The organism is Nonomuraea sp. NPDC048881, assembly GCF_040649795.1.
Lineage (GTDB): Bacteria > Actinomycetota > Actinomycetes > Streptosporangiales > Streptosporangiaceae > Nonomuraea.
In genome coordinates, this window is record NZ_JBEZGC010000008.1 from 125,049 (window position 1) to 149,403 (window position 24,355).

The following is a 24,355-nucleotide window of genomic DNA, read 5'->3' on the forward strand; positions in this document are numbered from 1 at the left end:
TACCAGGGCTGGGCCGTGCCGCTGAGGGCGGGGGCTGCCCTGGGTGAGCCGGTTCCGCGCGGCGCGGGTTCGTGACGCGCGCCGCGCGGACAACCGAACCGAATTCCAGTGCGGGCGGGGTCGGCGAGGCTATGATCACCCGAAGGACCGAAATTTCGGGAGAAATCGTGGACAGTGCCCCCGAGGGGGTCGACCCCAACGTCCCCAACGTCGCGCGGATGTACGACTACTACCTCGACGGCAAGGACAACTTCGCGGCCGACCGCGCCGCGGCGGAGCAGATCCTCAAGGTGTTCCCCAACACCAAGGAGGCCGCCCGCGCCAACCGGGCGTTCCTGCAGCGGGCCGTCCGGCATCTGGTGGACTCGGGCGTACGGCAGATCGTCGACCTGGGCGCCGGGCTGCCGACCCAGGGCAACACGCACGAGATCGCGCCCGAGGCCCGCGTGGTCTACGTCGACTACGACTCGGTGGTGTGCGTCCACGGCCGGGCGCTGCTGGCCCGTACGGACAACGTCGACATCCTGCAGGCCGACATCCGCGAGGTGGACGCCCTGCTGGACAAGCTGGGCGCGCTGATCGACTTCGACCAGCCGGTGGCCTTCCTCATGCTGGCGATCCTGCACTTCATCCCCGATGAGCAGGCCCACCCCATCGTGGCCCGGCTGCGCGAGGTCAGCGCCCCCGGCAGCCACCTGGTGATCAGCCACGCCATCGACGCCAGGCCCGACACCACCCCGCAGGCGCTGGAGGTCTACAACCAGGCCACGGCCGCGCTGAGCCTGCGGACCGACAAGGAGATCCTGACCTTCTTCGAGGGCTACGAGCTGGCCGACCCCGGCCTGGTCTTCCCCCAGGACTGGCGTCCCACCGAGCCGCCCGCCCTGACGAACGGCACCGACGTCGGCTACGTCGGCGTCGCCCGCAAGCCCTGACGGACGGCCGGATCGCGGCCCCCGGTCCGGGCCGCGGTCAGGGGCCCGGTCAGGGGCCCGGTCAGGGCAGGGCCGCCAGGAGGTGTCGCACCCGGGCCGTCGGCGGCCCGGCCGGCACGGCGAGGTACGTGCGCACCTCGGGCTCGTCCAGGCCGGCGTAGGCCACGCCGCGGATCGGCGGCAGCTCGTCGAAGACCGGGTAGAACAGCGTCCACGACGGCGGGCCCGAGGCCAGGTCGATGAGCGTGTCGTGCAGGCCGGTGAAGGCCGGGCCGCGCGGCGGGTCCACGCCCGCCCGCGCCAGGGCCCCGGTGACCAGGTCGTGGAAGGGCGGGTTGCGCTCGCGGGGGGCGAGCCGTACGGGCAGCTCGCCCAGCTGGGCGAGGCTGAGCGTGCCGGAGCCGGCCAGCGGATGGGCGGCGGGCAGCGCCACGACCAGCGGCTCGGTCCAGGCGGGGAAGAACTCCAGGCCGGGCGCGGCGTCCACCAGACGCACCAGCGCGGCGTCCAGGTCGCCGGAGCGCACCGCCGCCAGCCGCTCGGCCAGCCCCTGTTTGGCGAGCCGGACCCGCAGGCCGGGGTCGAGCCGGTCGAGCATCGGGTACAGGCGGGTGCCGGGCGCGGCGGACACGCCGAGCCGCAGGGTGGCCTCGGCCAGATGGCCGGTGACCGCCCGGCGGGCCCGTTCGGCCGCGGCGAGCACCTCGCGGGCCTCGGGCAGCAGCCGCTCCCCCGCCTCCGTCAGCCGCACGTGTCGGGTCGACCGGTCGAACAGGCGGGCGCCCAGCTCGCGTTCCAGCCTGCTCACCTGCTGGCTGACCGCGGGCTGCACGATGTGCAGCCGCTCGGCGGCCCGGCCGAAACCGCCCTCGTCGGCGACGGCGACGAAGTAGGCGAGCTGCCGCAGCTCCACTGTGTCTCCATTCATCATGATCTGTGATGACTGTCCAGGAGAACGTCTCCTGGTTCGCCCGCTCTTCCCGCGATGGACTGGCCGGCATGAACGGGAGTGGATCGATCGGGATCAGGCTGGGCGCGCTCTTCGGCCCGGCCGTGTTCGGCGTCACGGCGGCCGGGGTCGCCCTGCCGGACGTCGCCGCCGCACTGGGGGCGCGTCCTGGCGCGGTGGTGTGGGTGCTGACCGCGCACGCGCTGGCGCTGGGCATCGGGACGGCGCTGTTCGGGCGTCTGTCGGACGCGTGGGGGGTGCGCCGCACCCTGCTGCTCGGCTCGGCGGTGCTGGCGCTCGGGGCGCTGGCCTGCCTGGTGGCGCCGTCGCTGGGCGCGCTCGTGGCGGCGCGGGCGGTGCTGGCGGCCGGGTCGGGCGCGCTGTCGGCGGTCGCGCTGAACCTGGCGGCGACGGCCGAGCCGGAGCGCCGTCAGGCGGTGCTGGCCTGGTTCGGCAGCGCCATGGCGGTGTTCTCGGCGGGCGCGACGCTGGCCGGCGGGCTGGTCACCCAGGCGTTGTCGTGGCGGCTCACGCTCGCGCTGCCCGCGCTGGCGCTGGTGGCGGTGCCGTTCTGCCTGCCGGTGGCGCGGCGGGCGGGGTCGGGCGGCCGGGTGGACGTCGTGGGCGCGGGGCTGCTGGCGGCGGGCGTGTCGGCGTTCCTCGTGCTCGTCCAGTCGGCCAACCTGGGGCTCACCTGGCCGGTCGCGGCGCTGGCCGGGGCGGTGGCGGTGCTCGCGGGGGCCGCGCTGGTCCGGCGCACCCGTACGGTCGCGGTCGGGTTCGTCCCGCGTGACCTGCCGGCCGACCGCGTCTTCCGCGGGGCCGCCCTCATCGGCGTCGGCGTGTACGGCGGCCTGTTCGCCACCATGTGGGCCGCCCCCCAACTCCTGGCCGGGGTGCACGGGTGGAGCGTGCCGGCGATCGGCGCCTGGCTGCTGCCGGGCGCGCTGGTGGGCGTGGTGCTGGCCAGGATCGCGGGCACCCGGTCGTGGCTGCTGCCCGCGGTGGCCGCGGCGTTCGCGCTCTGCCTGGTCGCGGCGGGGCTCGCCGGAGCGCTCACCGGCGGGCAGGACGGGCACGGCGGGCCGGCGGGATGGGCCGCGGTGCTGCTGGTGGTGGCCGCCTCGCTCGGGTTCCCGGCGTTCTCGCTGGCGCAGGTGGTGATCACGGCCCGGATGTCGGCGAGCTTCCCGGTGGAGCGGCGCGGCGGCGCGATGGGCCTGCTGAACCTGACGTTCTTCGTCGGCGGCGGGATCGGGCTGGGCGTGGCGGGCGCGTTGTCACGCCTGGCCGGGCTGCCCGGCACGCTCGTGGTGATCGCGCTGTTCCCGCTGGCCGCCGCCCTGGCGCGGGCCGGGCGACGCGAGGGCCCCGCCGTGCCGGCGGGGCCTGCCGGGGTCAGTTCTGCTCGGCGTTCTTCAGCTCCTCGCTGAGCTCGGCCCGGATCGCGTCCATGTCGAGGGCGCGGACCTGGCGGATCAGGTCCTCCAGGGCCGGGGCCGGGATCGCGCCGGCCTGGGCGAAGACCACGATGCCGTCGCGGATGGCCATCAGCGTGGGGATCGAGGTGATGTCGAAGCCCTGGGCGAGCGCCTGCTCGGCGTCGGTGTCGATCTTGCCGAAGGTGATGTCGTCGTGCTTGTCGGAGGCCGCCTCGAAGATCGGCCCGAACTTCTTGCACGGCGGGCACCACGTCGCCCAGAAGTCGAGCAGCACAATGCCCTTGTCGGCGATGTCGTTGAAGTTCTTCTCTGTTACTTCGATGGTCGCCACAAGTGGCTCCTCGCTCTTCGGTGAAATTGCAACCGTGTCAACCACGTACCCCCCACCAGCATTCCATGCCCTGAGGGCCCGCAACCCCGCTGCGGCGGGCGATCCGGAACGCCGGAAGGCGCGGCCCGCGGGCCGCGCCTTCCGCACGGGTCAGCGGCCGCCGGGCAGGGTCAGGCCGATCACCAGGGGGTCGTGGTCGGAGGAGCGGTAGGCGTCCGGCTGGTAGAGGCCGGGCGGGTTGAACTCGGTGTTGTAGTCGCGGATGCGCGGCTCGTCGGAGTTGATGTGCCAGATCGTGGTGCTGGTCACCCGCTTGAGCAGCTGCTTGCCGGCGAAGGCGTGGTCGAGCTCGCCGGCCAGGCCGTCGAACAGGTAGCTGTAGCGCTGCGCCTGCGGCACGAACCGCTTGGTGAGGCTGGTCAGGCCGCCGGCCTCCAGCGTGTCGATCGGGTCCTCCTCGCCGTAGGCGTTGAGGTCGCCGAGCACCAGCGGGTTGGGCAGGTCCTGGTCGCCGATGATGCCGAGCAGCGCCTGCGCCTGCTTGACGCGGGTGGGGTTCCAGCAGCTCTGGCCGTCGCCCTGGTCGGCGTCGGGGCCGTCGGCCGGGCAGCTGCCCTTCGACTTGAGGTGGTTGACGATCATGGTGAACGGCTGGCCGCCGCCCTTCCTGCGGAAGGTCTGGATCAGCGGCGGACGGCTGAACACGGGGTCCTGGGAGGCTCTGGTCTCGCCGACCGGGGTGAGCTTGCCCGGCTTGTAGATCAGGCCGACCTGGATGAGGTCCGTGCCGGGGTAGGGGTGGCTGAGCGCCGCGTACGTGCCGGCGCCTACCTCGGCGTTGACGGCGTCCACGAGTACCTGCAGCGCGGTCTGGCCGTTGTTCTCGACCTCCATCAGGGCGACCGCGTCGGCGTCCAGGCCCTTCAGCGCGGCCACCAGCTTGGCGAGCTGCCGCTGCTGCTCGTTGGCGTTGCTCGCGCCGCGCGAGCCGATGGTGGTGAACCAGTTGAGGGTGTTGAACGAGGCCACCTTCACGTTGCCCACCACCGGGAAGGGGCGCGGCGTGCGCGGGTTGGCGTCCAGGTAGGCGATCGGCTGGGTGGGCTGGAGGCGGTACTCGCCGAAGCCGTACCCGAGCACGCCGGTGACGCCGGCGGCCACCGTGCCCGCCCGCGTGACGGGCGGCAGCGTCGCCGGGTTCTCCCGGTTGGAGCCGTCGTCGATGAGCAGCGAGCGGCGCGTGTCGGCGGCGGGGTCCACGCCGGGCCGGTCGGTGGGCTGGTACAGCCGGCCGTGCGCCGACACCGTGACCTCGCCGAAGCGGCCCAGGTTGTAGTTGTCGTCCACGGTGAGCGGCTGCGGGAAGGTGAGCAGCATGTTCTCGACGGCCTCCAGGCCGTCCGCGGCCGGAGGCAGCGTGTACGGCTGCGCCGCCACGCTCCCGGTGCCGCAGACGTCCACGGCGGTGACCGGGGACAGCTCGGTCCAGCCGTTGAACTCGGTGGCCTTGCCGGTGACCAGGACGCGGTCGCCGGTCTTGACGTCCTTGACGGACTCGCGGGCGAAGACGAACAGGCCCTCGGAGGTCCTGGGGTCGGCGTCCGGCCGCGGGTCCTGGAGGAAGAAGCCGCTGAGCTGGTCGGTCCGCTGGAAGTCGCCGGTCACGATGCCTTCGACCCGTACGGTCTGGCCGGTCAGGGGGCCGGTGTCGCCGCTGCCCTGCACCTCGGCGACGCGGCGGTCGGCCGGGGTGTCACAGGGCGCCGCCGCCGTGTCGGCGATGGCCGGGGTGGCGGTCAGGGCGCCCGCCACGAGGGCAGCGAGTGCTGCTCGGGATAAAACGCGCATGACCGGCACTTTAGAGGGATTATTGACCGCATATTTCCACACAAAAGTGGATAGAACATTAAATCATCGAACCTTGACATCGGCGGCACGCGGGTATGACCAGTGCATGGACTGGGTCACCTGCGCGTTTTCTGCTGCCTGCCCCGGAATCGCCCAACAGCCGTCCGGCCTGTGCCTGGCGCATCTGCCGGCCGAGGACCTGCCCGCCGTCCTCGCCCGGTTGTCCCCCGGCAGGCTGCTCGACCTCCGCGGCACCACCGTCAACGGCGACCTGCTGTCGCGGGTCCTGGAGGCGACGAGTTGCAGACCGGGCCGCGCCCGGCTCGACCGGGCCAGGTTCACCGGCGACGTCAGGCTGTCGGGCGTGACGTTCGCCGGGGACGTGTCGCTCGACGGAGCCAGGTTCGAGCGGCTCGCCTCCTTCTTCGGAGCCCGATTCGAGGGCAACGTGTCGCTGGCGGCGGCCAGGTTCACGCGCGAGCTGTCCTTCCACGGCGTACGCGTCCGGGGGCACGTCTCGCTCGACCGGGCCGTGATGTCCCGCGACGCGCTGTTCGGCCAGGCCGTCTTCGAGCACGGGCTCTCCTGCGAGGGCGCCCGGTTCGACGGCTACGCCACCTTCGACGACGCCCGCCTGGGCACCGGCGCCACGTTCCGCGGGGCCAGGTTCGGCCGGACGCTCTCCTTCCGCAAGGTGCGCGGGCAGGCGGGGTTCGACTACGCCCACTTCGCCGGGGACGCCTACCTGTCGGCCTCCGGCAGGCTCTCGGCCGCGCGCGCCCGCGCCGACGGCCTGCTCGACGTGACGGTCGCGCGCTGCGGGGTGGACCTGCGGCGGGCCGAGGTCTTCGGCGCCGCCACCGTGCGGCTGACCGACTCCAGCGCCGACCTGGAGGGCGCCGTGCTGCACGGGCCCGCCTCGGTGACCGGCAAGGGCCTGTCGATGCTGAGCTCGCTGCGCCAGGTGGACGCCGCCAGCCTCACGCTGACCGGCCTCGACCTGTCGGGGTGCGGCTTCGCCGGGCTCACGCACCCGGCCGGGGTGCGGGTCAGGAACTGCACGTTCGCGCTCACGCCGCGCGGCGTGCGGGTCAGCCTGCGCCGTCCGATGCTGCGCTGGATCTCGCGGCGCAGCGCGCTGGCCGACGAGCACGCCCTGCGCGGCTGGGACGCCTCCGGCGGCTCGCCCACCACCCCCGACCTGCTGGCCGCCCTCTACGCCGAGCTGCGCGGCCGGATCGAGGACCGCGACACCTCGGCCGACTTCGCCTTCGCCGCCATGGAGATGCGCCGCCAGGCCGGTGAGCACTGGTGGCTGTCGCTGTCGTGGCTGCTGTGGGGGTACGGCATGCGGCTCGGACGCGCGGTGGCCTGGTGCACGCTGCTCGCGGCGCTGACCGCGGCGGCGGTGTTGTGGAGCTCCACCTCGCACGCGGCCCGCCAGGCGGTCCACCACAACCCGGTCCTCCACCAGTAGCCGGGCCGAGCCGTCCACCACCGGTCATCCACCGGCAGGCGGGCCGAAATGCGGTGGCGGCGGCGGACCGGGCTCGCTAGGGTCGCGCCGGTGAGTACCGATCCGCTGCCGCTGCTCTGGTTGACGGGCCCCACGGGCGCCGGGAAGTCCTCGGCCGGGTGGGAGATCTTCGACCATCTGGGCCGCGGCGGCGTCAAGGCGGCGTTCCTCGACGCCGACCAGATCGCCCTGTGCCATCCGGCGCCGGAGGGCGGCACGCATCGCCTGCGGGCGCGCAACCTGGCGGCCCTGTGGCCCGGGTTCCGGCGCGCGGGGATGCGCTGCCTGGTGCTGGCCGGGTTCGTGGACACCCCCGAGGAGGTCGGCGAGTACACCGCGCTGCTGCCCGGCGCGGCGTTCACCGTGTGCCGGTTGCGGGTGCCGCACGCGGAGCTGCGGGAGCGGTTCCTGGGGCGGGGCTGGCGTCCGGACCTGGTGGAGGCGGCCGTGGCCGAGGCCGTCGAGCAGGACCGCAGCCGGTACGCCGACCTGTGCGTGGACACCGGCGGCCGGACGGTGGCCGAGACGGCCCGGCTGGTGCTCGACCGGCTGGGCGGATGGCCGCCGCCCGTCCCCGCCACCGCCACCGGGCCGGCGCCCGCCCCGGCCGATCCGGGCGGGGGTGCCGGTGCGGGCGTGCCGGTTCCCCTGGTGTGGTTCTCGGGGGCGACGGCGGCCGGGAAGTCGACGGTCGGCTACGAGGTCTTCAGCCGCGTCCACCGGTCGGGCGTCCGGGCCGCCTACGTCGATCTGCGGCAGATCGCCGCGCTGCGCCCGTCCACCGAGGAGGAGGTCCGCCGGCTCAGGGCGCACGGCCTGGCCGCGCTGTGGGACGGGTACCGGGCGGCCGGGGCCGGATGCCTGGTCGTCTCCGGCGGGGCGGACTCCGACGAGACCGTCCGCGCCTGCACCCGCCTGCTTCCCGGCCTGACGCCGACCGTGTTCCGGCTGCACGCCTCCCCCGCCACGCTGCTGGAACGCGTGCTGCTGCGGGGCCGGGGAGGCGGCCCGGCGCTGCCCGGCGACGAGCTGCGGGGGCTCGGCCCGGACGCCCTGCGGGCCGTGGCCGGGCGGGCGGCGCGGGAGGCCGCCGCCCTCGACCGGGCGGGGGCGGGCGACGTGCGCCTGGACACCGACGGCCGGCCTCCGCAGGAGGTGGCCGCGCAGGTCATGGCCCTTCTCCGGCTTCCGTCCTAGTGACTTTGCGCATTTGCTCGATTACTTTGGGTGACGAGTCGCAGAGTGCGGCCGACAGTTTCGGAGGTGTCCCCCGTGCCCCGCATCGTCACCAAGATCAGCGCTGTGCTGGCGTCCGTCGTCCTGCTCGCCGCGGCGGGAGCCGTCCCGGCCCAGGCGGCCGGAGAGGCGTACTTCGAGTTCACCGACACCGACGGCCGGTCCCGGTTCGTCATGCAGCTCACCGACCCCGACTCCATCCGGCACGCCCGCGACCTGCTGGCCGGCGCCACCGACGAGCGGCCGCACGTGCACGGCCGCATCGTCAAGCGGCCCGTCGCCTACAACGCCCGATGGAGCTACCACCTGCAGCCCGAGACGATCAATTTCTTCGACGTGGCCATCGAGGTCTGCGACGCGAGCATGACGTACGTGGAGGACCACCTCGACGAGGCGGGCGGCGCGTTCCTGCCGGGCGGCCACTGGTGCCCGTGGAGCTCGCGCCTGACCCGCGAGCTCCCGGCCATGTAGGAGCCCGGCTCAGAGGGTGGCGGCCAGGTCGCCGATGACGGCGAAGTGCCGGGGCCAGCCGCCGCCCATGATCCGGCGGGAGAGCTGCTGGGTGGGGTCGTCGGGGTCGAAGCCCTCGTGGTCGAGGAACAGCCGGGTGCCCCGGCCCTCCGGCACCAGCCGCCAGGTGACCGTCCAGTCGGCCTGCTTGCGGTCGCTCCAGCTGATCCGCAGCAGCTTCTCCGCCTCGAACTCCAGCACCTGGCAGTGGACCGTCCCGTCGAACCCCACCGCCTTCCTGGGCTGGGTGGTGAACGTGAACCGGTGGCCCACCTCCAGCCGGAAGTCGTTGGGCATCAGCCAGCGGGCCATCAGCTCGGGATCGGTCAGCGCCCGCCACACCTTGGCCGGCGGGTGCTTGAGGAACTCGTCCAGCCTGATCGCGGTCCGGTCCTCAGCCATCCTCTTCCTCCATCTCGTCGAGCAGTGCGGACAGGCCGGTCAGCTTCTCGCGCCAGAACCTCTCGTACGGGGTGAGCCAGTCGCGGATCTCCATGAGCGGCTCGGCCTCCAGCTGGTAGTGCCGTTCGCGCCCCTTGCGGGCCTCGGCCACGAGCCCGGCGTCCTTGAGCACCTTGAGATGCTCCGAGACGCTGGGCCGGCTCATGTCGAAGCGCTCGGCCAGCCGTCCGGCGGGCTGGGGGCCCTCCTGGAGCAGCAGGCGCAGCAGTTCGCGCCGGGCCGGGCTGGCCAGCGCGGTGAAGACGTGGTCGGCGGTCATGCCTGGCTGACCACGAACCCGTTGCCGAAGGGGTCCTGGAAGAGGAGCTGGCGTCCCCACGCCTGCTCGCTCGGCCCCTCGAAGGCGACGTCGTGCGCGGCGAGCCGGGCGGCCAGCGCGTCGAGGTCGGGCGCGGCCACCACGAGCCCGCCGACGGGGGCCATCTCGGGGAACCAGGAGGCCAGCAGGAGCGTGGTCGCCGCACCCTTGGGGGCGACGGTGAGCCAGCGGCCCATGGGGAACGGGTTGTCGGTGCGCACCTCGAAGTCGAGCACGCCGGTGTAGAAGTCGAGCGCCCGCGCCTGGTCGGCGACGGGCACGGTGACAGTGAGGATCCCGGAAATCAGCATGTCGGACACTATACGTAGGATTTTTCCGACATATCAAGTCGCGGCGCGAAATATCGGGGACTTCCCTGATAGGCCATCGGCGGCTCACTCCGTAAACTGGGATCATGCGGATCGACGACTACGTGGCCGACCTCGATCGCGCGCTCTCCGGCCCGTCCGGCGCGAAGCGCGACCTGGTCGTCGAGGCCCGCGACAGCCTGTCCGACACCGCCGACGCCCTGGAGGCCGACGGCCTCGACCGCGCCGAGGCCGAGCGGCTGGCGGTCGCGGAGTTCGGCCCGGTCACCGAGATCGCCCCCGGCTACCAGAGCGAGCTGACGGCCGTGGCCGGGCGGCGGCTGGGTCTGCTGCTGTTCATCAGCGTCCCGCTGACCGCGCTCATGTGGTCGATGGTGTGGCGGACCTACCCCGCCGACCCGGCGCTGTGGGTGGGCCGTCCGGCCTGGTACCACCTGATCTCGAAGCTGCTCGACATCTGCCAGCTCGCCACCGGCCTGTACGGCGGCCTCGCCCTGCTGGCGCTGGGCCGGGGCGCGCGCTGGATCCGCCGTCCGCACCTGGTGACCAGGTCGCTGGGCATCGTCGTGTGGGGCATGCTGCCGCTCGGTGGCGCCATGAGCCTCGTGCTGTCCTACAGCCCGCCCGGGCCGGGCACGATGACCGGCTACCTGCCCGCGTTCCTGGCCAACCTGGTCACGACCGCGTTCTGGGGCCTGCAGATCTACGGCGCCACGCGCTGCCTGCGAGTCAGCCGCACCCGCCGGACCGCCGCCGCCCCGTCAGCCTGAGGCCCGCGCGTCGGCCCGGGTGTCGGCCTGGAGCACGCCGCCGATCACGCTGGTGAACTCCCGCCAGGCCGACCGCTCCCCTTCGAGCTGCTTCCTGCCCGGGTCGGTCAGCCGGTACGTGCGCCGCTTGCGCCCGCCCACCGTGGCCCACTCGCTGGCCAGGTAGCCGACCCGCTCCAGCCGCCGCAGCGCCGGATAGACGGTGCCGGTGGGCACGCTCAGCGCGCCCCCGCTGCGCTCCTGGAGCGCCTCGATGATCGCGTAGCCGTGCAGCGGCTCCCGCTCCAGCACCGAGAGCAGCAACGCGTCCATGTGCCCGCGCAGCGCGTCTGGATTCATGCTCCTGATCCTAGACAACCGTTCGCCATGTAGCCAGTCTACATGTAGGCTGCCTATATGTAGGTAGACACAACAACGGAGTCGATCGAATGGACGTACTCGAACTCGCCCGCACGCAGTTCGCCGTGACGGGAAGCCTGCACTTCCTGTTCGTCGTGCTCACGCTCGGGCTGGCGCCGGTCGTGGCGCTCATGCACACCCGCCACGTGGTCTCCGGCAGCGCGCTGCACGGCGGCATGACGCGGTTCTGGGGGCAGATCTACGTCATCAACTACGCCCTGGGCATCGTCACCGGCCTGGTGATGGAGTTCCAGTTCGGGCTGTCGTGGAGCGGGCTGTCCCACTACGCCGGAGACGTGTTCGGCGCGCCGCTGGCCATGGAGACGCTGGTGGCCTTCTTCCTGGAGTCCACGTTCCTGGGTCTGTGGATCTTCGGGTGGGGGCGGCTGCCCAAGTGGCTGCACCTGGCCTGCATCTGGCTGGTGACGCTGACCGCGTACGCCAGCGCGTTCTTCATCATGGTCGCCAACTCCTTCCTGCAGAACCCGGCCGGTTCGGTGGTCAGGAACGGCCGGCTGGAGCTGGTCGACTTCGGCGCCCTGCTCACCAACAAGACGCTGGTCTTCTCCTTCCCCCACGTCATCGGCGCTGGGCTGCTGACCGGCGGCCTGGTGCTGGCCGGGGCCAGCGCGTACCAGCTGCGGCGGCGCACCCGCGAGACGCTGTTCTTCACCAAGTCGCTGCGCACGGGGGTCGGCGTGGCGGCGGTCGGCGCCTTCCTGGCCCTGGGCTTCGGGTACGCGCAGTTCGGCGGCGTCCAGGAGGGCAAGTTCGACGGCGACGCGGGCGCCGGGGTGCCGCTCGGGCTCATGATCGAAATTGGCCAGCTGCTGGCGTTCGTGCTGCTGTTCGTGCTCCTACCGCTCATCTACTGGCTGCCGCGCTGGCGGTGGACGCACCTCGTGCTGATCGTGATGACCCCGGTGCCGTTCGCGCTGGCCATCCTGGGCTGGATGGCCAGGGAGATCGGCCGCCAGCCGTGGATGGTCTGGCACAAGCTCACCGTGGCCGACGCCCTGACGCCCGGCCTGACCTCGGGCATGGTCACGGCCTCGCTGATCGGGTTCGCCGGCGTGCTGGGGCTGCTGGCGGTCGTCGACTACGTCCTCATCGCCCGGGTCGTCCGGCGCGGCCCGCGCGACCTCGACCTCGGGGCGGTCCCGGCCGGCGCCGAGCCCGCCCCGGCGCTGAGCTACTAGGAGTGCTGACATGGAAGTGATCTGGTTCCTGTTCTTCGCGGTGCTGCTGGCCGGGTACTTCGCCCTGGAGGGCTTCGACCTCGGCGTCGGCCTGCTGCTGCCGGTGCTGGGCAGGACGCGCGGCAACCGCGACCGCATGGTGGCCGCGATGGCGCCGTTCGTGCTGGCCAACGAGGTGTGGCTGGTGGCGGTGGCCGGGACGCTGTTCGGGGTGTACCCGCGCCTGGAGGGCGAGGTGCTGTTCGGGCTCTACCCGCTGGTGGTGGCCATGCTGCTGAGCTGGATCGTGCGCGACGCCGGGCTGTGGTTCCGGCGGCGGCTGGACGGCGCGAGGTGGCGCGGCTTCTGGGACGCGATGATCGCGTTCGGGTCGCTGGGGTTGTCGTTCGGGTGGGGCATGGCGCTGCACGCCGCCGCGACCGGGTTCGCCTCCTCGCCGGTGAATCCGGTCGGGGTGCTGCTGGGCGTGCTGGTGACGCTGCTGTTCGCCTTCCACGGGTGGACGTTCCTGGCCTGGCGGGAGCCGGGCGCGTTCGGGGCCGTGCGGTCGGGGCGGGCACTGCTGCTGTCCGGGCTGGTGGCCGCGCTGCCCGCGATCGGCCTGCTGGCGGGGGCCATGCCGTACTTGCTGGAGCACAGCGCGCCGGCGGCTACGTTGAATGTGCTCAGTGTCATGGTGTTGCCGTTCGCGCCGATCATGCTGGGCGCGCAAGTATGGGTATGGCGGACTTTCCGGCCAGGTAAGGGCGCCGTCCCGCTCCCCTCGTTCTTCTGAAGGCCACGTGCATAAGGATCTTCTGCGGCTCATGCGGGCCGAGCGCTCGGTGCGCCGCCACCTGACCGTCACCATGGTCGCGGCCGTGCTCGCCGGGCTGCTCGTGCTCGCGCAGGCCGAGCTGCTGGCCGGCGTGCTGTCGGGCCGGTTCACCACCGCCGCGCTGGGGGCGCTCGCCGCCGTCGTGGGCGTCCGGGCGCTGCTGGCCTGGACGCAGGGCGTCTTCGCCGGGCGCACCGCGACGGGCGTGAAGTCCGCGCTGCGCCACCGGCTGCTGGCCCGCCTGGGCGAGCTGGGGCCGTCCAGGCTGACCGGTCACCGGTCGGGCGAGCTCGTCACGCTGACCGGCCGCGGCCTGGACGGCCTCGACGCCTACCTGACCGGCTACCTGCCCTCGATCGCGGTGGCGGCCGTGGTCCCGGTGGCCGTGCTGGTCCGGCTGTTCGCCGCCGACCTGGGCAGCGCGGTGATCGTGCTGGTGACGCTGCCGCTGATCCCCGTCTTCGGCGCGCTGGTCGGCATGACCACCAAGGCCGTCACCGAGCGGCAGTTCCACGCCCTGTCGCGGCTCGGCGGGCACTTCCTCGACGTGGTGCGCGGGCTGCCCACGCTGCGCGCCTTCGGACGGGCCCGCTACCAGGCCACGGTCATCCGGCAGGTCGCCGACGCCCACCGCGGCGCGACCATGCGCACCTTGCGGGTGGCGTTCCTGTCGTCGCTGGTGCTGGAGCTGTGCGCGTCGCTGTCACTGGCGCTGGTGGCGGTGCCGATCGGGCTGCGGCTGCTCGGCGGGTCGCTGGACCTGACGACGGCGCTGCTGGTGCTGCTGCTGGCGCCGGAGGCGTACCTGCCGCTGCGGGCCATGGGGACCCGCTTCCACGCCTCCATGGAGGGGGTGGCCGCCGCCGACGCGGCCTTCGCCGTCCTGGACGAGGCCGCCGGCGACCCGTCCGGCCCGGCCCGGCCGTACGACGGGCAGGGAGCGCCGGAGATCCGCCTGGAGAACGTGACCGTCCGCTACCCCGGCAGGGACGAGCCCGCCCTGGAGAACGTGACGCTCACCATCGCGCCCGGCGAGCGCGTGGCGCTGGTCGGCGAGAGCGGCGGCGGCAAGAGCACCCTCCTCCACCTGGTCCTGGGCTTCCTGCGCCCGTCCGAGGGACGCGTCCTGGTCGACGGCGCCGACCTGCGCGAGCTGGACCTGGACAGCTGGCGGGCAGCCCTGGCGTACGTGCCGCAGCGGCCCCACCTGTTCACCACCTCCGTGGCCGACAACATCCGGCTGGGCGCGCCCGGCACCACCCTGGAGGAGGTCCGGCGGGCGGCCGCCGCCGCGCACGCCGACTTCGTGGACGGCCTGCCCCAGGGTTTCGACACCGTGGTCGGCGAGCGCGGCGCGAACCTGTCGGCCGGCCAGCGGCAGCGCGTGGCGCTGGCCCGCGGCTTCTGCCGCCCGGACGCCACGGCGCTGCTGCTCGACGAGCCCACCGCCCGCCTCGACGGCCGCAGCGAGGCCGCCGTCGTGGCCGCCACCGCGCAGCTGGCGCGGGGGCGCACAGCCGTCATCGTCGCCCACCGGCCCGCGATGATCGACCTCGCCGACCGGATCGTGCGGGTGCACGAGGGCCGCGTCGTCGCCGACACCACCCGCGACCGGCCGCCGGCCCACCCGGACGGCGACGGTCAACGGGAGCCGCAGAGCGCGGTCTCCCTTCCCGAGGGGAGCGCGCGATGAACCGGCGCATGGGCACCCGCCTGGCCTGGGCCGTGCTGGCCGGGGCGGCCGCCGACCTGGCCGGGCTGGGGCTGATCGCGGCCGCAGCCTGGCTGATCACCAGGGCCGCGCAGCAGCCGTCCCTGGCCGCGCTGAGCGTGGCCATCGTGGCGACCAGGGCGTTCGCGACCGGCAAGGGCGTCTTCCGCTACGCCGAACGGCTCACCGGCCACGACGTGGCCCTGCGCGCCCAGGCCGGCACCCGCGAGCGGCTCTACCAGGCGCTCGTCCCGCCCCAGCGTCCCCGCCACGGCGGCGCCGACCTGCTCAGCCGCATGGTGGACGACACCGAGGCCGTCCAGGACCTGCTGGTCCGCGCGCTGCTCCCGGCCGCCGCGGCGCTGCTGACCGGGCTGGCCGCGGTCGCCATCGGGCTGTTCGTGCTGCCGCTGACCGCGCTGGTGCTGGTGGCCGGGCTCGTGGTGGCGGGCGTGCTGCTGCCGGCCGCGACCGCCGCCGCCGCGCGCCGCTGGTCGGCCCGGATCGCGCCGGCCAGGGCCGCGCTGGCGGCCCGCGTGGCCGACCTCGTGCACGGCTCGGCCGACCTGGCCGCCTACGGCGCGGGCGAGCGGGCGCTGTCCGGCGCGCTGGCCGCCGACGAGGCGCTGGCCGCGCTGGAGCGCCGCCAGTCGCGCGTGCACGCCGCCGCCCTGGCGGTCGGGACGCTGGCCCAGGGCCTGACGGTGGCGGCCATCGTGCTGCTCGCCCAGGGGGCGGGCGCCGGCTCCGTCGCGACGGCGGTGCTCGCGCTGACCGCGCTGGTGTCGTTCGAGCCGGTGCTGCCGCTGGCGGCGGCGGGCGAGCGGATGGCCGGGATCACCGCAGCGATCCGGCGGCTGCGCGAGGTCCGCGCTGCCGCGCCGGCCGTCGCCGAGCCGGCCGCGCCCGCGCCCGTGCCGTCGGCTCCGCTGACGGTCGAGGTCGACGACCTCGTCGTCCGCCACCCCGGCGCCGCGCGGCCCGCACTCGACGGTGTCTCCCTGCGCCTGACCCCGGGCCGCCGGGTGGCGATCGTGGGCCCGAGCGGGGCGGGCAAGAGCACGCTGCTGGCCGCGCTGATGCGCCTGGTCGAGCCCGAGTCGGGAAGAGTGCGCGTCAACGGGACCGACCTGCGCGACCTGTCCGGCGACGACGTCCGCACCCTGATGACCGGCCTCACCCAGGACCCGTACATCTTCCGCACCACCCTGCGCGACAACCTGCGCCTGGCCGGGCCGGACGCCGGCGACGAGCGGCTGACGGCGGCCGTGCGGGAGGCCAGGCTCGGCCCGTGGGTCGAGCGCACCGGCTGGGACGCCGAGCTCGGCGAGGACGGCAGGACCGTCTCCGGCGGCCAGCTCCAGCGCCTGGCCCTGGCCAGGGCGCTGCTGTACGACCCGCCCGTGCTGCTGCTGGACGAGCCCGCCGAGGCGCTCGACGAGGAGACCGCCGACCGTCTGATGGCCGACCTGCTGGACGTCATCCGCGACCGCACCACCGTGCTGGTGACCCATCGGCTCAAGGGCCTGGAGTCGGTGGACGAGGTCGTGGTGCTCGACGAGGGCCGCGTCGTCCAGCGCGGACGGCACGACGAGCTGGTGGCGGCGCCCGGGTACTACCGCGACCTGTGGGAGTCCGAGGCGCTGACCCGGCGGTAGCCGTTCCTCTTGCCCTCGCTTTGAGTTTGCGCCGCCATCAGGTTTATGATGCAAACCTGTTTGCGGTAAAGAGGAGTTGGCATGGTGGACGACGATCGGGCGCGTACTCCCGAGGAGACGCTGCGGCTGATCGAGCAGCAGCGCACCGCCACGGTCCGGCGCCTGCACGGCGACCCGGTGCTGCTCTACGTGCCCTGGGGCGTGGCCTGGCTGCTCGGCTTCACGGCGCTGTTCCTGCACTACGGCCTCGACGGCGTCCCCTACGCGCCGATCTCCCGCCCGCAGGCGCTCATGGTGCTGTTCGCGGGCATGTCGCTGGCCGGGGCGATCGCGATCTTCGGCATGGTGAAGATGGGGGCGCAGGTCCGCGGCGAGACCTCGGCCAAGGGCATGATGTACGGCTACGCCTGGGCGGCCGGCCTGGTCTCCATGACGGTGCTCGCCATCCGCGTCAGCCCCCAGCTCCCGGCCACCGAGAGCGGCCTGCTGTGGGGCGGCGGATTCATGATGCTCGTCGCGCTGCTCTACATGGCCGGCGGCGCGATCTGGACGTACTGGCCGATGTTCTTCGTCGGCGTGTGGGCGGCGGTGGTCAACGGCGTGGGCGTCATGCTCGGCGCCGGCTGGCACGCGCTGCTGACGGCCGTGCTGACCGGCGGCGGCTACATCGCGGCCGGCGTCGTGCTGCGGCGGCGGATGTGAGCCCCGACGGGGCCGTCCCCGAGCTCGACCCGGTGATCCACGCGCAGGCCAGGCTGCGGGTGGTCGCCACGCTCAACACCCTCGGCGGGCGCGACGAGATCGCCTTCCCCTCGCTGAAGGACCTGCTCGGGATGACGGCCGGCAACCTCTCGGTGCACCTGACCAAGCTGGAGGACGCCGGTTACGTCCGCATCACCAAGACCCACAAGGGCCGCACCCCCGTCACCTACGTCGCGCTCACCCAGCGCGGACGGCTGGCCTTCGAGGACTACACCAAGGCGATCCGCGCCTTGCTCGACAACGCTGGAGGAACCCCATGACGGCCCTCGCCAGAACGGTGGAGGTCACCCGCCGCTACGGGGACGTGCTCGCGCTCGACCGCGTCTCGCTCGACATCCGGGCAGGAGAGCTGGTCGGCCTGCTCGGCCCGAACGGCGCGGGCAAGTCCACCCTGATCAACCTGTTCGTCGGGCTGCGCCGCCCGACCTCCGGCACGGTCGAGCTGTTCGGCGGCTCGCCCCAGGATCCCGTCATCCGCCGGGGCATCGGCGTGACCCCGCAGGAGACCGGCCTGCCCGAGTCGCTGCGGGTCGGCGAGATCGCCGACTTCGTGCGCGCCCACTTCCCCGACGCGCTCGGCAGGGACGAACTGCTCGACCGCTTCGGCCTGAGCGACCTGGTCAAGCGGCAGGTGGGCGGGCTGTCCGGCGGCCAGAAGCGGCGCCTGGCCGTGGCGCTGGCCTTCGCCGGCCGCCCGCGCCTGGTGTTCCTGGACGAGCCGACGACCGGCCTCGACGTCGAGGCCAGGCGCACCCTGTGGGACGGCATCCAGGCCTTCCACGCCGAAGGCGGCACGGTCGTCCTGACCAGCCACTACCTGGAGGAGATCGAGGCGCTGGCCCAGCGCGTGGTCGTCGTCGGGCAGGGACGCGTCCTGGCCGACGACACCGTGCGGGCCGTGCGCGACATGGTGGGGGTGCGGCGCGTCTCGCTCGACGCCGAGGACCTGCCCGAGCTGCCCGGCGTGCTCAGCACCGAACGCCAGGACGGCCGCGTCAGCCTGCTGACCACCGATCCCGACCGGCTGGTGGTCGAGCTGGTGCGCAGCGGCATCCCGTTCTCGGGGCTGGAGGTCAGGCCGACCACGCTGGAGGAGGCCTTCCTCACCATCACCTCGACCTCGCCCCCCAAGGAGAGCGCGCATGTCTAGCCTGATCGTGGCCCACACCCGGCTGCAGCTCGTCGAGCAGTTCAGGGTGCCCATCGGGATCCTGGCCAGCTCCATGTTCCCGGCCATCTCGATGCTGGCGTTCGTGGTGCCGTTCGCGGGCGGCGACCCGGCGGCGGCGACGTCGGCGACGGGGGCGCTGATGTTCTTCGGCGCCATGTCCTCGGCGGTGATCGGGCTCAGCGCGTCGGTATCACAGGATCGCGAGCAGCCCTGGGACCCCTACACGCGCACGCTGCCCGCCGGGCCGTTCCCGCGCCTGGCCGGGCGGATGGTCTCGACGGTGGTCCTCATGCTGCTGTCGGTGGTGCCGGTGCTGGTGGTCGCGGCCCTGCTGACCGAGGCGGTCATCACGCCGGTCCGGCTGGCCCTGGGGCTGGCCGCGCTGGTCGGCGGAGGGGTGCCGTTCATGCTGATCGGCCTGTTCCTCGGCCTGACGCTGCCGTCGAAGGCGGCGCTCGCGGTGGCGCAGATCGTCTTCTTCCCCGTGGCGATCGTGGGCGGGCTGATCCTGCCGCCGCAGATCCTGCCGGACATCGTGGAGGCCGTCTCGCCGTACGTTCCGTCCAGGGGCGCGGCCGAGCTGATCTGGGCGGCCATTTCGGGGGCCCGCCCTGACAGCATCGCGCTGATCATGCTGGGCGTCTGGACGGTGATCGCGGCGGCCGCCGCGACGTGGGCGTACCGCCGTGACGAGGGCCGGCGTTTCGCCTGATGGGGGGGTGTGCCGCCGAGTCCGCAGCGATCTCAACGGCACACCCGTCTCCGGGAGGGGGTCCTGGTGTTTACTTCTTCTCTTGGAGGGTGACGGTGGCCTCCGCGGACCGACCGTCCCTCATATATGTGATCTTGACCTGTTGGCCCGGTTTGAAACCTCTGACCTGTCCAACAACGGTATCGCCTGAGTCAACAGGTGTGTCCCCAATCTTGGTGATGAGGTCGCCCTCCTGCAGCCCGGCCTTGGCCGCCGGGCTTTCCGCGGTCACCTGCCGGATCAGCGCGCCGGGCACGTCGCCGGTGGCGTCGGTGACGCTCACGCCGAGGAAGGCATGGCTGACCTTGCCGCTCTTGATGAGCTGCTCGGCGACCTGCTTGGCGGTGTTGACCGGGATCGCGAAGCCGACGCCGCCGCCGGCCGCGTCGGAGGCGATGGCGGTGTTGATGCCGACGAGCGCGCCCGCCGCGTTCACCAGCGCGCCGCCGGAGTTGCCGGGGTTGATGGCGGCGTCGGTCTGGATGACGTCGCCGATGGTGGTGCCCTCCACCGGGGCCTGCTGCTGCTCGCCGCCGAACCCGGGGGGAAGCTGCTGACGCTGCTCGCCGCCCAGCTTGAGCGTACGGTTCAGGGCGCTGACGATGCCCCTGCTGACCGACCCGTCCAGGCCGAGGGGGCTGCCGATGGCCAGCACGTCGTCGCCGACCTTGAGCTGGTCGCTGTCGCCCAGCGTGGCCTTGGTCAGGCCCGAGACGTCCTCGGCCTTGATGACCGCGAGGTCGGTGGCCGGGTCGGTGCCCACGACCCTGGCCTTGGCCGTCTTCCCGTCGCTGAACTTGACCGTCATCTGACCCCCGCCCTGCGAGGCGCCGACGACCACGTGGTTGTTGGTGAGGATGAGGCCGTCCTCGGAGAGCACGACCCCCGACCCCTCGCCCGTCTGCCCCTGGATCATGACCACCGACGGCTGCACCCGCTCGGCCACCTCAGCGGTGGAGAGCTGGCTGGAGGCGGCCCTGAGCACCGGGCTCGGCGCGCTGACCACCTGCTGCGGCTCGGGCTGGAACGCGGTCGCGACGGCGGCCCCCACGACACCGCCGCCGATGGCCATCGCGGCCAGCGCGAGCCCGGCGACGGCCTTCTGCCCGGCGTTGAGCCGCGCCTTGACGGGGGTGGACGGCGGAGGAGGAGGCGGCTGCTCCATGACGATCGTGTCCCGCCGGGGGAAGCCCCCGGCGGCCGGCGGGGTGGCGCCGAACTGGCTCCACCCACCGGTGCCCTGCTCGCGAGGCTCGTTCGCGTTCATCTGTCATCTCCCTCAAGTCCCTATGACTCAAGGGTGCCAAGAGGGGCGTAAGACCTGGTTAAGGCGCTGATCGGAACTCTGTGAGACGACTCACTCACACCTTATCCGCGCTGCTCACCGGCCGGACTTCGGGCCACAAAAGCAGAAAAGAATCTACAAACCACGCTCGTACGGGGTGCGGCGCAGCCGGGGCGGCGGGTTCACCGGCGGGCGCGGACGGCCGCTTCGATGCGCAGGGCGAAGCCGCCCAGGGCGATCACCAGGTAGACGAGCAGCCACGCGGTGGGCTCGTCCTGCCACGGCGTGACGATGGTGAGCACCGACAGCGCCAAGCCCAGCCAGATGGCCACGGTGCCGACCACGCGCACCGCCGTGGCGGGGTCACCGTCCCCTCCGGTGGACGCCACGAGGACGGGGACCTGGACGGGGACTTGGTCGTCGGCGGGCTCGCCTGCTGAAGAGGTCACGGGTCGAGAGGCTGCCATCCCGAGATCAAGATCCGATAGCTGCCGGGTCCACGATCCGGCAACGAGGAGCCACGGCGTCCGTCTGGGGCGGGGTCAGGTCTGGAGGGAGCGCCAGGACTCCACCGTGGCTGCGGCGATCGTCTCGATGCGCCGGCCGTAGGCCGGATGGCCGTCGGACACGAAGCTGCCGTCGCGGACCGGGAGGTCGCTGAACGTGGCGCGGAAGTGCCGGGGCGGCCCGCCCGGCGGGAGCGGCTCGTACGCCGACAACGGTTCCAGGTCGTGGGCCGGCCGCGCCCCGTGCCTGTTCCTGGCCACCTCGCGGGCTCCCACGCGAAGCAGCGCGTCCAGACCCCGGTCCAGGCAGAGCTGCAATTGGCGGAACTGGCCGTCGAGGTACTTCGGGTGCGCCCCGGACGGATGCTGCAGGAAGTACGCGCAGACCACCACCGCGTGCCACCTGTACATGCCGGGATCGGCCTGCTCCTCGGACAGGACGGCGTGGTAGTAGTCCACGCAGGCGCCCAGCGGTCCGGCGGCCGCGCCGCACTCGCACCGAGCCATGGTGAGACGCTCCGTCATGGCCCGCACCCTAGGCGGCCAGAGCGGCGTTGTCGACGAGGCGTCCGGCGCCGGGGCTACCGCCGGCCGCGGTTGGCGAGCCTCACCGCCACGAACACGATGCCTCCTAAGATCAACGCCCCGAGGGCGAGGATCACCAGAAGAGCGAGGATCTCAGGGACTCCGATGTTGGTCATGCTCGTCTCCCGTCCAGGTCGGTGCGGGGCCGTCACGCCGGCCCGGCCGCCAGGGGCGGCCGGGGGATGAGGGGTCGCCGCCTCGCGGGAACGGGCCCCCGGGTGTCGGTCCCGGACTGTTCGCCCCCGGCCCGTGGCAGGGCCGGGGGCATTACCGAGCCTCCCCCATCGACCTGCGCACGCGCCAGAGGCGGCGACGGACCGGGCTTCCTCTCGCAGCCTCGGCCCGTCCACCACGGGACATCCTGGACGCCGGTCGCGTGATCGCGGCCCTGTGGTCAGGTGCGGGCGGGCCAGTATTCGTCCCTCAGGAGGCGTTTGTAGAGTTTGCCGGTCGGGTGGCGCGGAAGCTCGTCGCGGAAGTCGACCGACTTCGGGCACTTGTAGTGGGCCAGGCGCTCCCGGCAGTACGCGATCAGCTCCGCCTCCAGCGCCGGCCCCGCCTCCGCCGCAGTCATCGCCTGGACCACGGCCTTGACCTGCTCCCCCATCTCCTCGTCCGGTACGCCGAACACGGCCACGTCGGCCACCTTGGGATGCACGGCCAGCACGTTCTCGGCCTCCTGCGGGTAGATGTTCACCCCACCCGAGATGATCATGTACGAGCGGCGGTCCGTGAGGTACAGGAAACCGTCGGCGTCCAGGTAGCCGATGTCGCCGAGGGTGGTCCAGCCCCGGCCCTTCGGGTCCTGCGCCGAGCGGGTCTTGTCGGGGTCGCCGTGGTACTCGAAGCGGGCGCCGTTCTCGAAGTAGACCGTGCCGTGCTCGCCCGGCGGCAGGTCCTCGCCCTCCTCGTCGCAGATGTGCACGACGCCGAGCAGCGAGCGGCCGACCGTGCCCCTGTGCTCCAGCCAGTCCTGGGAGCCGACGTAGAGGAAGCCGTTGCCCTCGGTGCCCGCGTAGTACTCGTGGATCACCGGCCCCCACCAGGAGATCATCTGCTCCTTGACCGGCACGGGACACGGCGCGGCCGCGTGGATGGCGCAGACCAGCGACGACAGGTCGTACTTCTTCCGGGTCTCCTCCGGCAGCTTCAGCATCTTGATGAACATCGTCGGGACGAGCTGCGAGTGCGTCACCCCGTACCGCTCGACCAGCCGCAGGTACTCCTCGGGGTCGAAGCGTTCCATCACCACCACCGTGGCGCCGAGCCGCTGGAAGGACAGGCAGTAGCGCAGCGGCGCGGCGTGGTACAGCGGCGCGGGCGAGAGGTAGACGCTGTCGGCCGACGGCGCGAACAGCGCCTGGATGAGTCGGACCAGCGTGTTCGACTCGGTCAGCGGGGCCAGCGAGGCGGCCACCTTGACGCCCTTCGGACGCCCGGTCGTGCCGGAGGAGTAGAGCATGTCGGCGCCCTGGCACTCGTCGGCGATCGGGGTGACCGGGCAGCCGGCCACCGTCTCCTCGTAGGAGGCGAAGCCCTCGGCGAGGCCGTCGAGCATGAGCCGCAGCTCCACCCGCGGCGTGGCGTCGGTGATCGAGGTGGCCACCTCCGCCAGGTTCGCGCTGGAGATGAAGACCCGGGCGCCGCAGTTGTCCACGATGTAGGCGAGTTCGTCGGTCTGCAGGCGGGAGCTGATCGGCGTGTAGTACAGGCCCGCGCGGTGCGCGGCCCAGGCGACGGCCAGGAAGAGCGGGTGGTTGGCGAGCATGAAGGCGACGTGGTCGCCGGGCTTGAGCCCGGCCGCGCGGAAGGCGTGAGCCAGGCGGTTGGACTCCTCTTCGAGCTCGCGGTAGGTGAGGACCTGCCCGGAGCCCGCCATGATCACAGCGGGCTTGTCGGGGGTGACGGCTGCGATGGCTCCCGGGTACATATTAGAACAGTATTCGGTCCGTCGGCGGCGGCGCTAGGGCGCGCCGAAGCCGCGGCTCCCCGATGGGGAAGCCGCGGCTTCGGCGTCGGCCGACGCCGGGATCACTCGGCGCGGACCACTCGGCGCGGATCACTCGGCGGGGATCACCGAGCCCTCGTACTTCTGCTTGATGAAGTCCTTGACCTTCGGGTCCTGGAGCAGCTTGCCGAGGGTGACGATGTTGGCGTCCTTCTCGTGGCCGGCCTGGACGACGAGCCCGTTGACGTACGGGTTGCCCTCGGTCTTCTCCAGCACCAGCGCCTGGCTGGCGGGCTTGAGCCCGGCCTCGATGGCGTAGTTGCCGTTGATCACGGCGGCGTCCACGTCCTCGAGCGAGCGCGGGAGCTGGGCCGCCTCAAGGGGCTTGAACTGCAGCTTCTTGGGGTTGTCCGTGACGTCGCGCTCGGTGGCCGCGGTGCCCGCGCCGTCCTTGAGCTTGACCAGGCCGTTGTCGGCGAGCAGCTTGAGCGAGCGGCCGAGGTTCGTGGCGTCGTTGGGGACGGCCACGGTGGCCCCGTCCGCCAGCGCCGACAGCGAGGTGATCTTCTTGGAGTACAGGCCGAGCGGCTCCAGGTGCACCGGGGTGACGAAGCTCAGCTTGGTGCCCTTGGAGGCGTTGAAGTCGTCCAGGTAGGGCTTGTGCTGGAAGAAGTTGGCGTTCAGCTGGCCCTCGTCGAGCTGCACGTTCGGCTGGACGTAGTCGGTGAACTCGACGATCTCCAGCTTCAGCCCGGCGGCCGGGGCCAGGTTGTCCTTGACGAACTTCAGGATCTCGCCGTGCGGGACGGGGCTCGCGCCCACCTTCAGCACCGTGTCGGCCGACTCGGCGGCGGGGGTGGTGGTCGCGGACTGCGACGTACCGCATGCAGCGAGCAACAAGGACAGCGCAGCAGCACCCAATATCGAGCGAATCTTC

At 72.7% G+C, this 24,355-nt stretch carries 26 protein-coding genes; 14 read left to right on the forward strand and 12 right to left on the reverse strand.

Going from position 1 to position 24,355, the window contains the following annotated elements; all coding sequences use genetic code 11:
• Positions 1 to 167 precede the first annotated feature (167 nt).
• Entirely contained in the window at positions 168 to 935 is a 768-nt protein-coding gene (locus AB0C33_RS27760) for an SAM-dependent methyltransferase (RefSeq protein WP_358293052.1), read from the forward strand.
• 61 nt (positions 936 to 996) lie between these two features.
• Here AB0C33_RS27760 and AB0C33_RS27765 read toward each other — a convergent pair whose 3' ends face one another.
• Positions 997 to 1,848, reverse strand: coding sequence for a LysR family transcriptional regulator (locus tag AB0C33_RS27765; protein ID WP_358293054.1), 852 nt, complete (start codon positions 1,846 to 1,848; stop codon positions 997 to 999).
• 26 nt (positions 1,849 to 1,874) lie between these two features.
• Here AB0C33_RS27765 and AB0C33_RS27770 point away from each other — a divergent pair, with 26 nt between their 5' ends.
• Positions 1,875 to 3,317, forward strand: a complete 1,443-nt coding sequence (locus AB0C33_RS27770; protein ID WP_358293056.1) for an MFS transporter — start codon at positions 1,875 to 1,877, stop codon at positions 3,315 to 3,317.
• Here AB0C33_RS27770 and AB0C33_RS27775 read toward each other — a convergent pair.
• Both AB0C33_RS27775 and AB0C33_RS27780 read right to left on the reverse strand, forming a co-directional pair.
• Positions 3,283 to 3,657 (reverse strand): thioredoxin family protein, encoded by a 375-nt coding sequence (locus tag AB0C33_RS27775; protein ID WP_352351738.1) that lies wholly within the window; start codon positions 3,655 to 3,657, stop codon positions 3,283 to 3,285. The genes AB0C33_RS27770 and AB0C33_RS27775 overlap by 35 nt on opposite strands.
• Before the next feature lie 150 nt (positions 3,658 to 3,807).
• Positions 3,808 to 5,505 (reverse strand): ExeM/NucH family extracellular endonuclease, encoded by a 1,698-nt coding sequence (locus AB0C33_RS27780; RefSeq protein WP_358293059.1) that lies wholly within the window; start codon positions 5,503 to 5,505, stop codon positions 3,808 to 3,810.
• Positions 5,506 to 5,611: 106 nt separating this feature from the next.
• Here AB0C33_RS27780 and AB0C33_RS27785 point away from each other — a divergent pair, with 106 nt between their 5' ends.
• The 3 genes from AB0C33_RS27785 (at position 5,612) to AB0C33_RS27795 (ending at position 8,728) form a co-directional block, all read left to right on the forward strand.
• Positions 5,612 to 6,982, forward strand: coding sequence for a pentapeptide repeat-containing protein (locus AB0C33_RS27785; RefSeq protein ID WP_358293061.1), 1,371 nt, complete (start codon positions 5,612 to 5,614; stop codon positions 6,980 to 6,982).
• A gap of 90 nt (positions 6,983 to 7,072) precedes the next feature.
• Positions 7,073 to 8,218 carry a hypothetical protein gene (locus AB0C33_RS27790; RefSeq protein WP_358293064.1) on the forward strand — a complete coding sequence of 382 codons (1,146 nt, stop codon included), beginning with the start codon at positions 7,073 to 7,075 and terminating at the stop codon, positions 8,216 to 8,218.
• Positions 8,219 to 8,293: 75 nt separating this feature from the next.
• Complete coding sequence (locus AB0C33_RS27795; protein ID WP_358293066.1) at positions 8,294 to 8,728, forward strand: calmodulin-binding protein; 435 nt, start codon at positions 8,294 to 8,296, stop codon at positions 8,726 to 8,728.
• 9 nt (positions 8,729 to 8,737) lie between these two features.
• On the opposite strand, the gene AB0C33_RS27800 is transcribed toward AB0C33_RS27795, so the two are convergent.
• From AB0C33_RS27800 to AB0C33_RS27810, 3 genes are read right to left on the reverse strand one after another with little or no spacing between them, the layout of a single operon-like run.
• Positions 8,738 to 9,169 (reverse strand): SRPBCC domain-containing protein, encoded by a 432-nt coding sequence (locus AB0C33_RS27800; RefSeq protein WP_358293069.1) that lies wholly within the window; start codon positions 9,167 to 9,169, stop codon positions 8,738 to 8,740.
• On the reverse strand, positions 9,162 to 9,488 hold the full coding sequence (locus tag AB0C33_RS27805; RefSeq protein ID WP_358293072.1) for a metalloregulator ArsR/SmtB family transcription factor: 327 nt from the start codon (positions 9,486 to 9,488) through the stop codon (positions 9,162 to 9,164). Before AB0C33_RS27805 ends, AB0C33_RS27800 begins: the two co-directional genes overlap by 8 nt.
• The gene (locus tag AB0C33_RS27810; RefSeq protein ID WP_358293074.1) at positions 9,485 to 9,838 is read right to left on the reverse strand and encodes a VOC family protein; all 354 of its coding nucleotides are present in this window, start codon (positions 9,836 to 9,838) and stop codon (positions 9,485 to 9,487) included. The genes AB0C33_RS27805 and AB0C33_RS27810 overlap by 4 nt, the downstream gene beginning before the upstream one ends.
• A 104-nt stretch (positions 9,839 to 9,942) precedes the next feature.
• Here AB0C33_RS27810 and AB0C33_RS27815 point away from each other — a divergent pair, with 104 nt between their 5' ends.
• Positions 9,943 to 10,626 carry a permease prefix domain 1-containing protein gene (locus tag AB0C33_RS27815; protein ID WP_358293077.1) on the forward strand — a complete coding sequence of 228 codons (684 nt, stop codon included), beginning with the start codon at positions 9,943 to 9,945 and terminating at the stop codon, positions 10,624 to 10,626.
• Here the strand turns inward: AB0C33_RS27815 and AB0C33_RS27820 are convergent.
• Complete coding sequence (locus tag AB0C33_RS27820) at positions 10,618 to 10,965, reverse strand: helix-turn-helix transcriptional regulator (RefSeq protein ID WP_352328371.1); 348 nt, start codon at positions 10,963 to 10,965, stop codon at positions 10,618 to 10,620. The genes AB0C33_RS27815 and AB0C33_RS27820 overlap by 9 nt on opposite strands.
• An 89-nt stretch (positions 10,966 to 11,054) precedes the next feature.
• Here AB0C33_RS27820 and AB0C33_RS27825 point away from each other — a divergent pair, with 89 nt between their 5' ends.
• The 8 genes from AB0C33_RS27825 to AB0C33_RS27860 all read left to right on the forward strand — a co-directional run bounded on the left by AB0C33_RS27825 (position 11,055) and on the right by AB0C33_RS27860 (position 19,055).
• Positions 11,055 to 12,224, forward strand: a complete 1,170-nt coding sequence (locus AB0C33_RS27825; protein ID WP_358293081.1) for a cytochrome ubiquinol oxidase subunit I — start codon at positions 11,055 to 11,057, stop codon at positions 12,222 to 12,224.
• Positions 12,225 to 12,234: 10 nt separating this feature from the next.
• Positions 12,235 to 12,999: a cytochrome d ubiquinol oxidase subunit II gene (locus tag AB0C33_RS27830; RefSeq protein WP_358293084.1), complete on the forward strand. Its 765-nt coding sequence runs from the start codon at positions 12,235 to 12,237 to the stop codon at positions 12,997 to 12,999.
• Positions 13,000 to 13,006: 7 nt separating this feature from the next.
• Positions 13,007 to 14,734: a thiol reductant ABC exporter subunit CydD gene (gene cydD / locus AB0C33_RS27835; RefSeq protein WP_358293087.1), complete on the forward strand. Its 1,728-nt coding sequence runs from the start codon at positions 13,007 to 13,009 to the stop codon at positions 14,732 to 14,734.
• A complete protein-coding gene (gene cydC, locus AB0C33_RS27840; RefSeq protein ID WP_358293090.1) occupies positions 14,731 to 16,410 on the forward strand; it encodes a thiol reductant ABC exporter subunit CydC in 1,680 nt (559 codons plus the stop codon). The genes cydD and cydC overlap by 4 nt, the downstream gene beginning before the upstream one ends.
• Before the next feature lie 81 nt (positions 16,411 to 16,491).
• Entirely contained in the window at positions 16,492 to 17,112 is a 621-nt protein-coding gene (locus AB0C33_RS27845) for a hypothetical protein (RefSeq protein WP_358293093.1), read from the forward strand.
• Positions 17,109 to 17,432, forward strand: a complete 324-nt coding sequence (locus tag AB0C33_RS27850) for a transcriptional regulator (RefSeq protein ID WP_352328377.1) — start codon at positions 17,109 to 17,111, stop codon at positions 17,430 to 17,432. Before AB0C33_RS27845 ends, AB0C33_RS27850 begins: the two co-directional genes overlap by 4 nt.
• A complete protein-coding gene (locus AB0C33_RS27855; RefSeq protein WP_358293095.1) occupies positions 17,429 to 18,322 on the forward strand; it encodes an ABC transporter ATP-binding protein in 894 nt (297 codons plus the stop codon). The genes AB0C33_RS27850 and AB0C33_RS27855 overlap by 4 nt, the downstream gene beginning before the upstream one ends.
• Positions 18,315 to 19,055, forward strand: coding sequence for an ABC transporter permease (locus tag AB0C33_RS27860; protein ID WP_358293097.1), 741 nt, complete (start codon positions 18,315 to 18,317; stop codon positions 19,053 to 19,055). The genes AB0C33_RS27855 and AB0C33_RS27860 overlap by 8 nt, the downstream gene beginning before the upstream one ends.
• 70 nt (positions 19,056 to 19,125) lie before the next feature.
• Here the strand turns inward: AB0C33_RS27860 and AB0C33_RS27865 are convergent, their stop codons facing one another.
• From AB0C33_RS27865 to AB0C33_RS27885, 5 genes are all read right to left on the reverse strand, one after another.
• Positions 19,126 to 20,361, reverse strand: a complete 1,236-nt coding sequence (locus AB0C33_RS27865) for a trypsin-like peptidase domain-containing protein (RefSeq protein ID WP_358293100.1) — start codon at positions 20,359 to 20,361, stop codon at positions 19,126 to 19,128.
• A 200-nt stretch (positions 20,362 to 20,561) separates the two neighbouring features.
• Complete coding sequence (locus tag AB0C33_RS27870; protein WP_358293102.1) at positions 20,562 to 20,828, reverse strand: hypothetical protein; 267 nt, start codon at positions 20,826 to 20,828, stop codon at positions 20,562 to 20,564.
• Between the two features lie 93 nt (positions 20,829 to 20,921).
• Positions 20,922 to 21,410, reverse strand: a complete 489-nt coding sequence (locus AB0C33_RS27875) for a DUF5946 family protein (protein ID WP_358293105.1) — start codon at positions 21,408 to 21,410, stop codon at positions 20,922 to 20,924.
• Positions 21,411 to 21,864: 454 nt separating this feature from the next.
• Positions 21,865 to 23,400 carry an AMP-binding protein gene (locus AB0C33_RS27880; RefSeq protein ID WP_358293108.1) on the reverse strand — a complete coding sequence of 512 codons (1,536 nt, stop codon included), beginning with the start codon at positions 23,398 to 23,400 and terminating at the stop codon, positions 21,865 to 21,867.
• 129 nt (positions 23,401 to 23,529) lie between these two features.
• A complete protein-coding gene (locus tag AB0C33_RS27885; protein WP_358293110.1) occupies positions 23,530 to 24,315 on the reverse strand; it encodes a MetQ/NlpA family ABC transporter substrate-binding protein in 786 nt (261 codons plus the stop codon).
• Between the last annotated feature and the right edge of the window lie 40 nt (positions 24,316 to 24,355).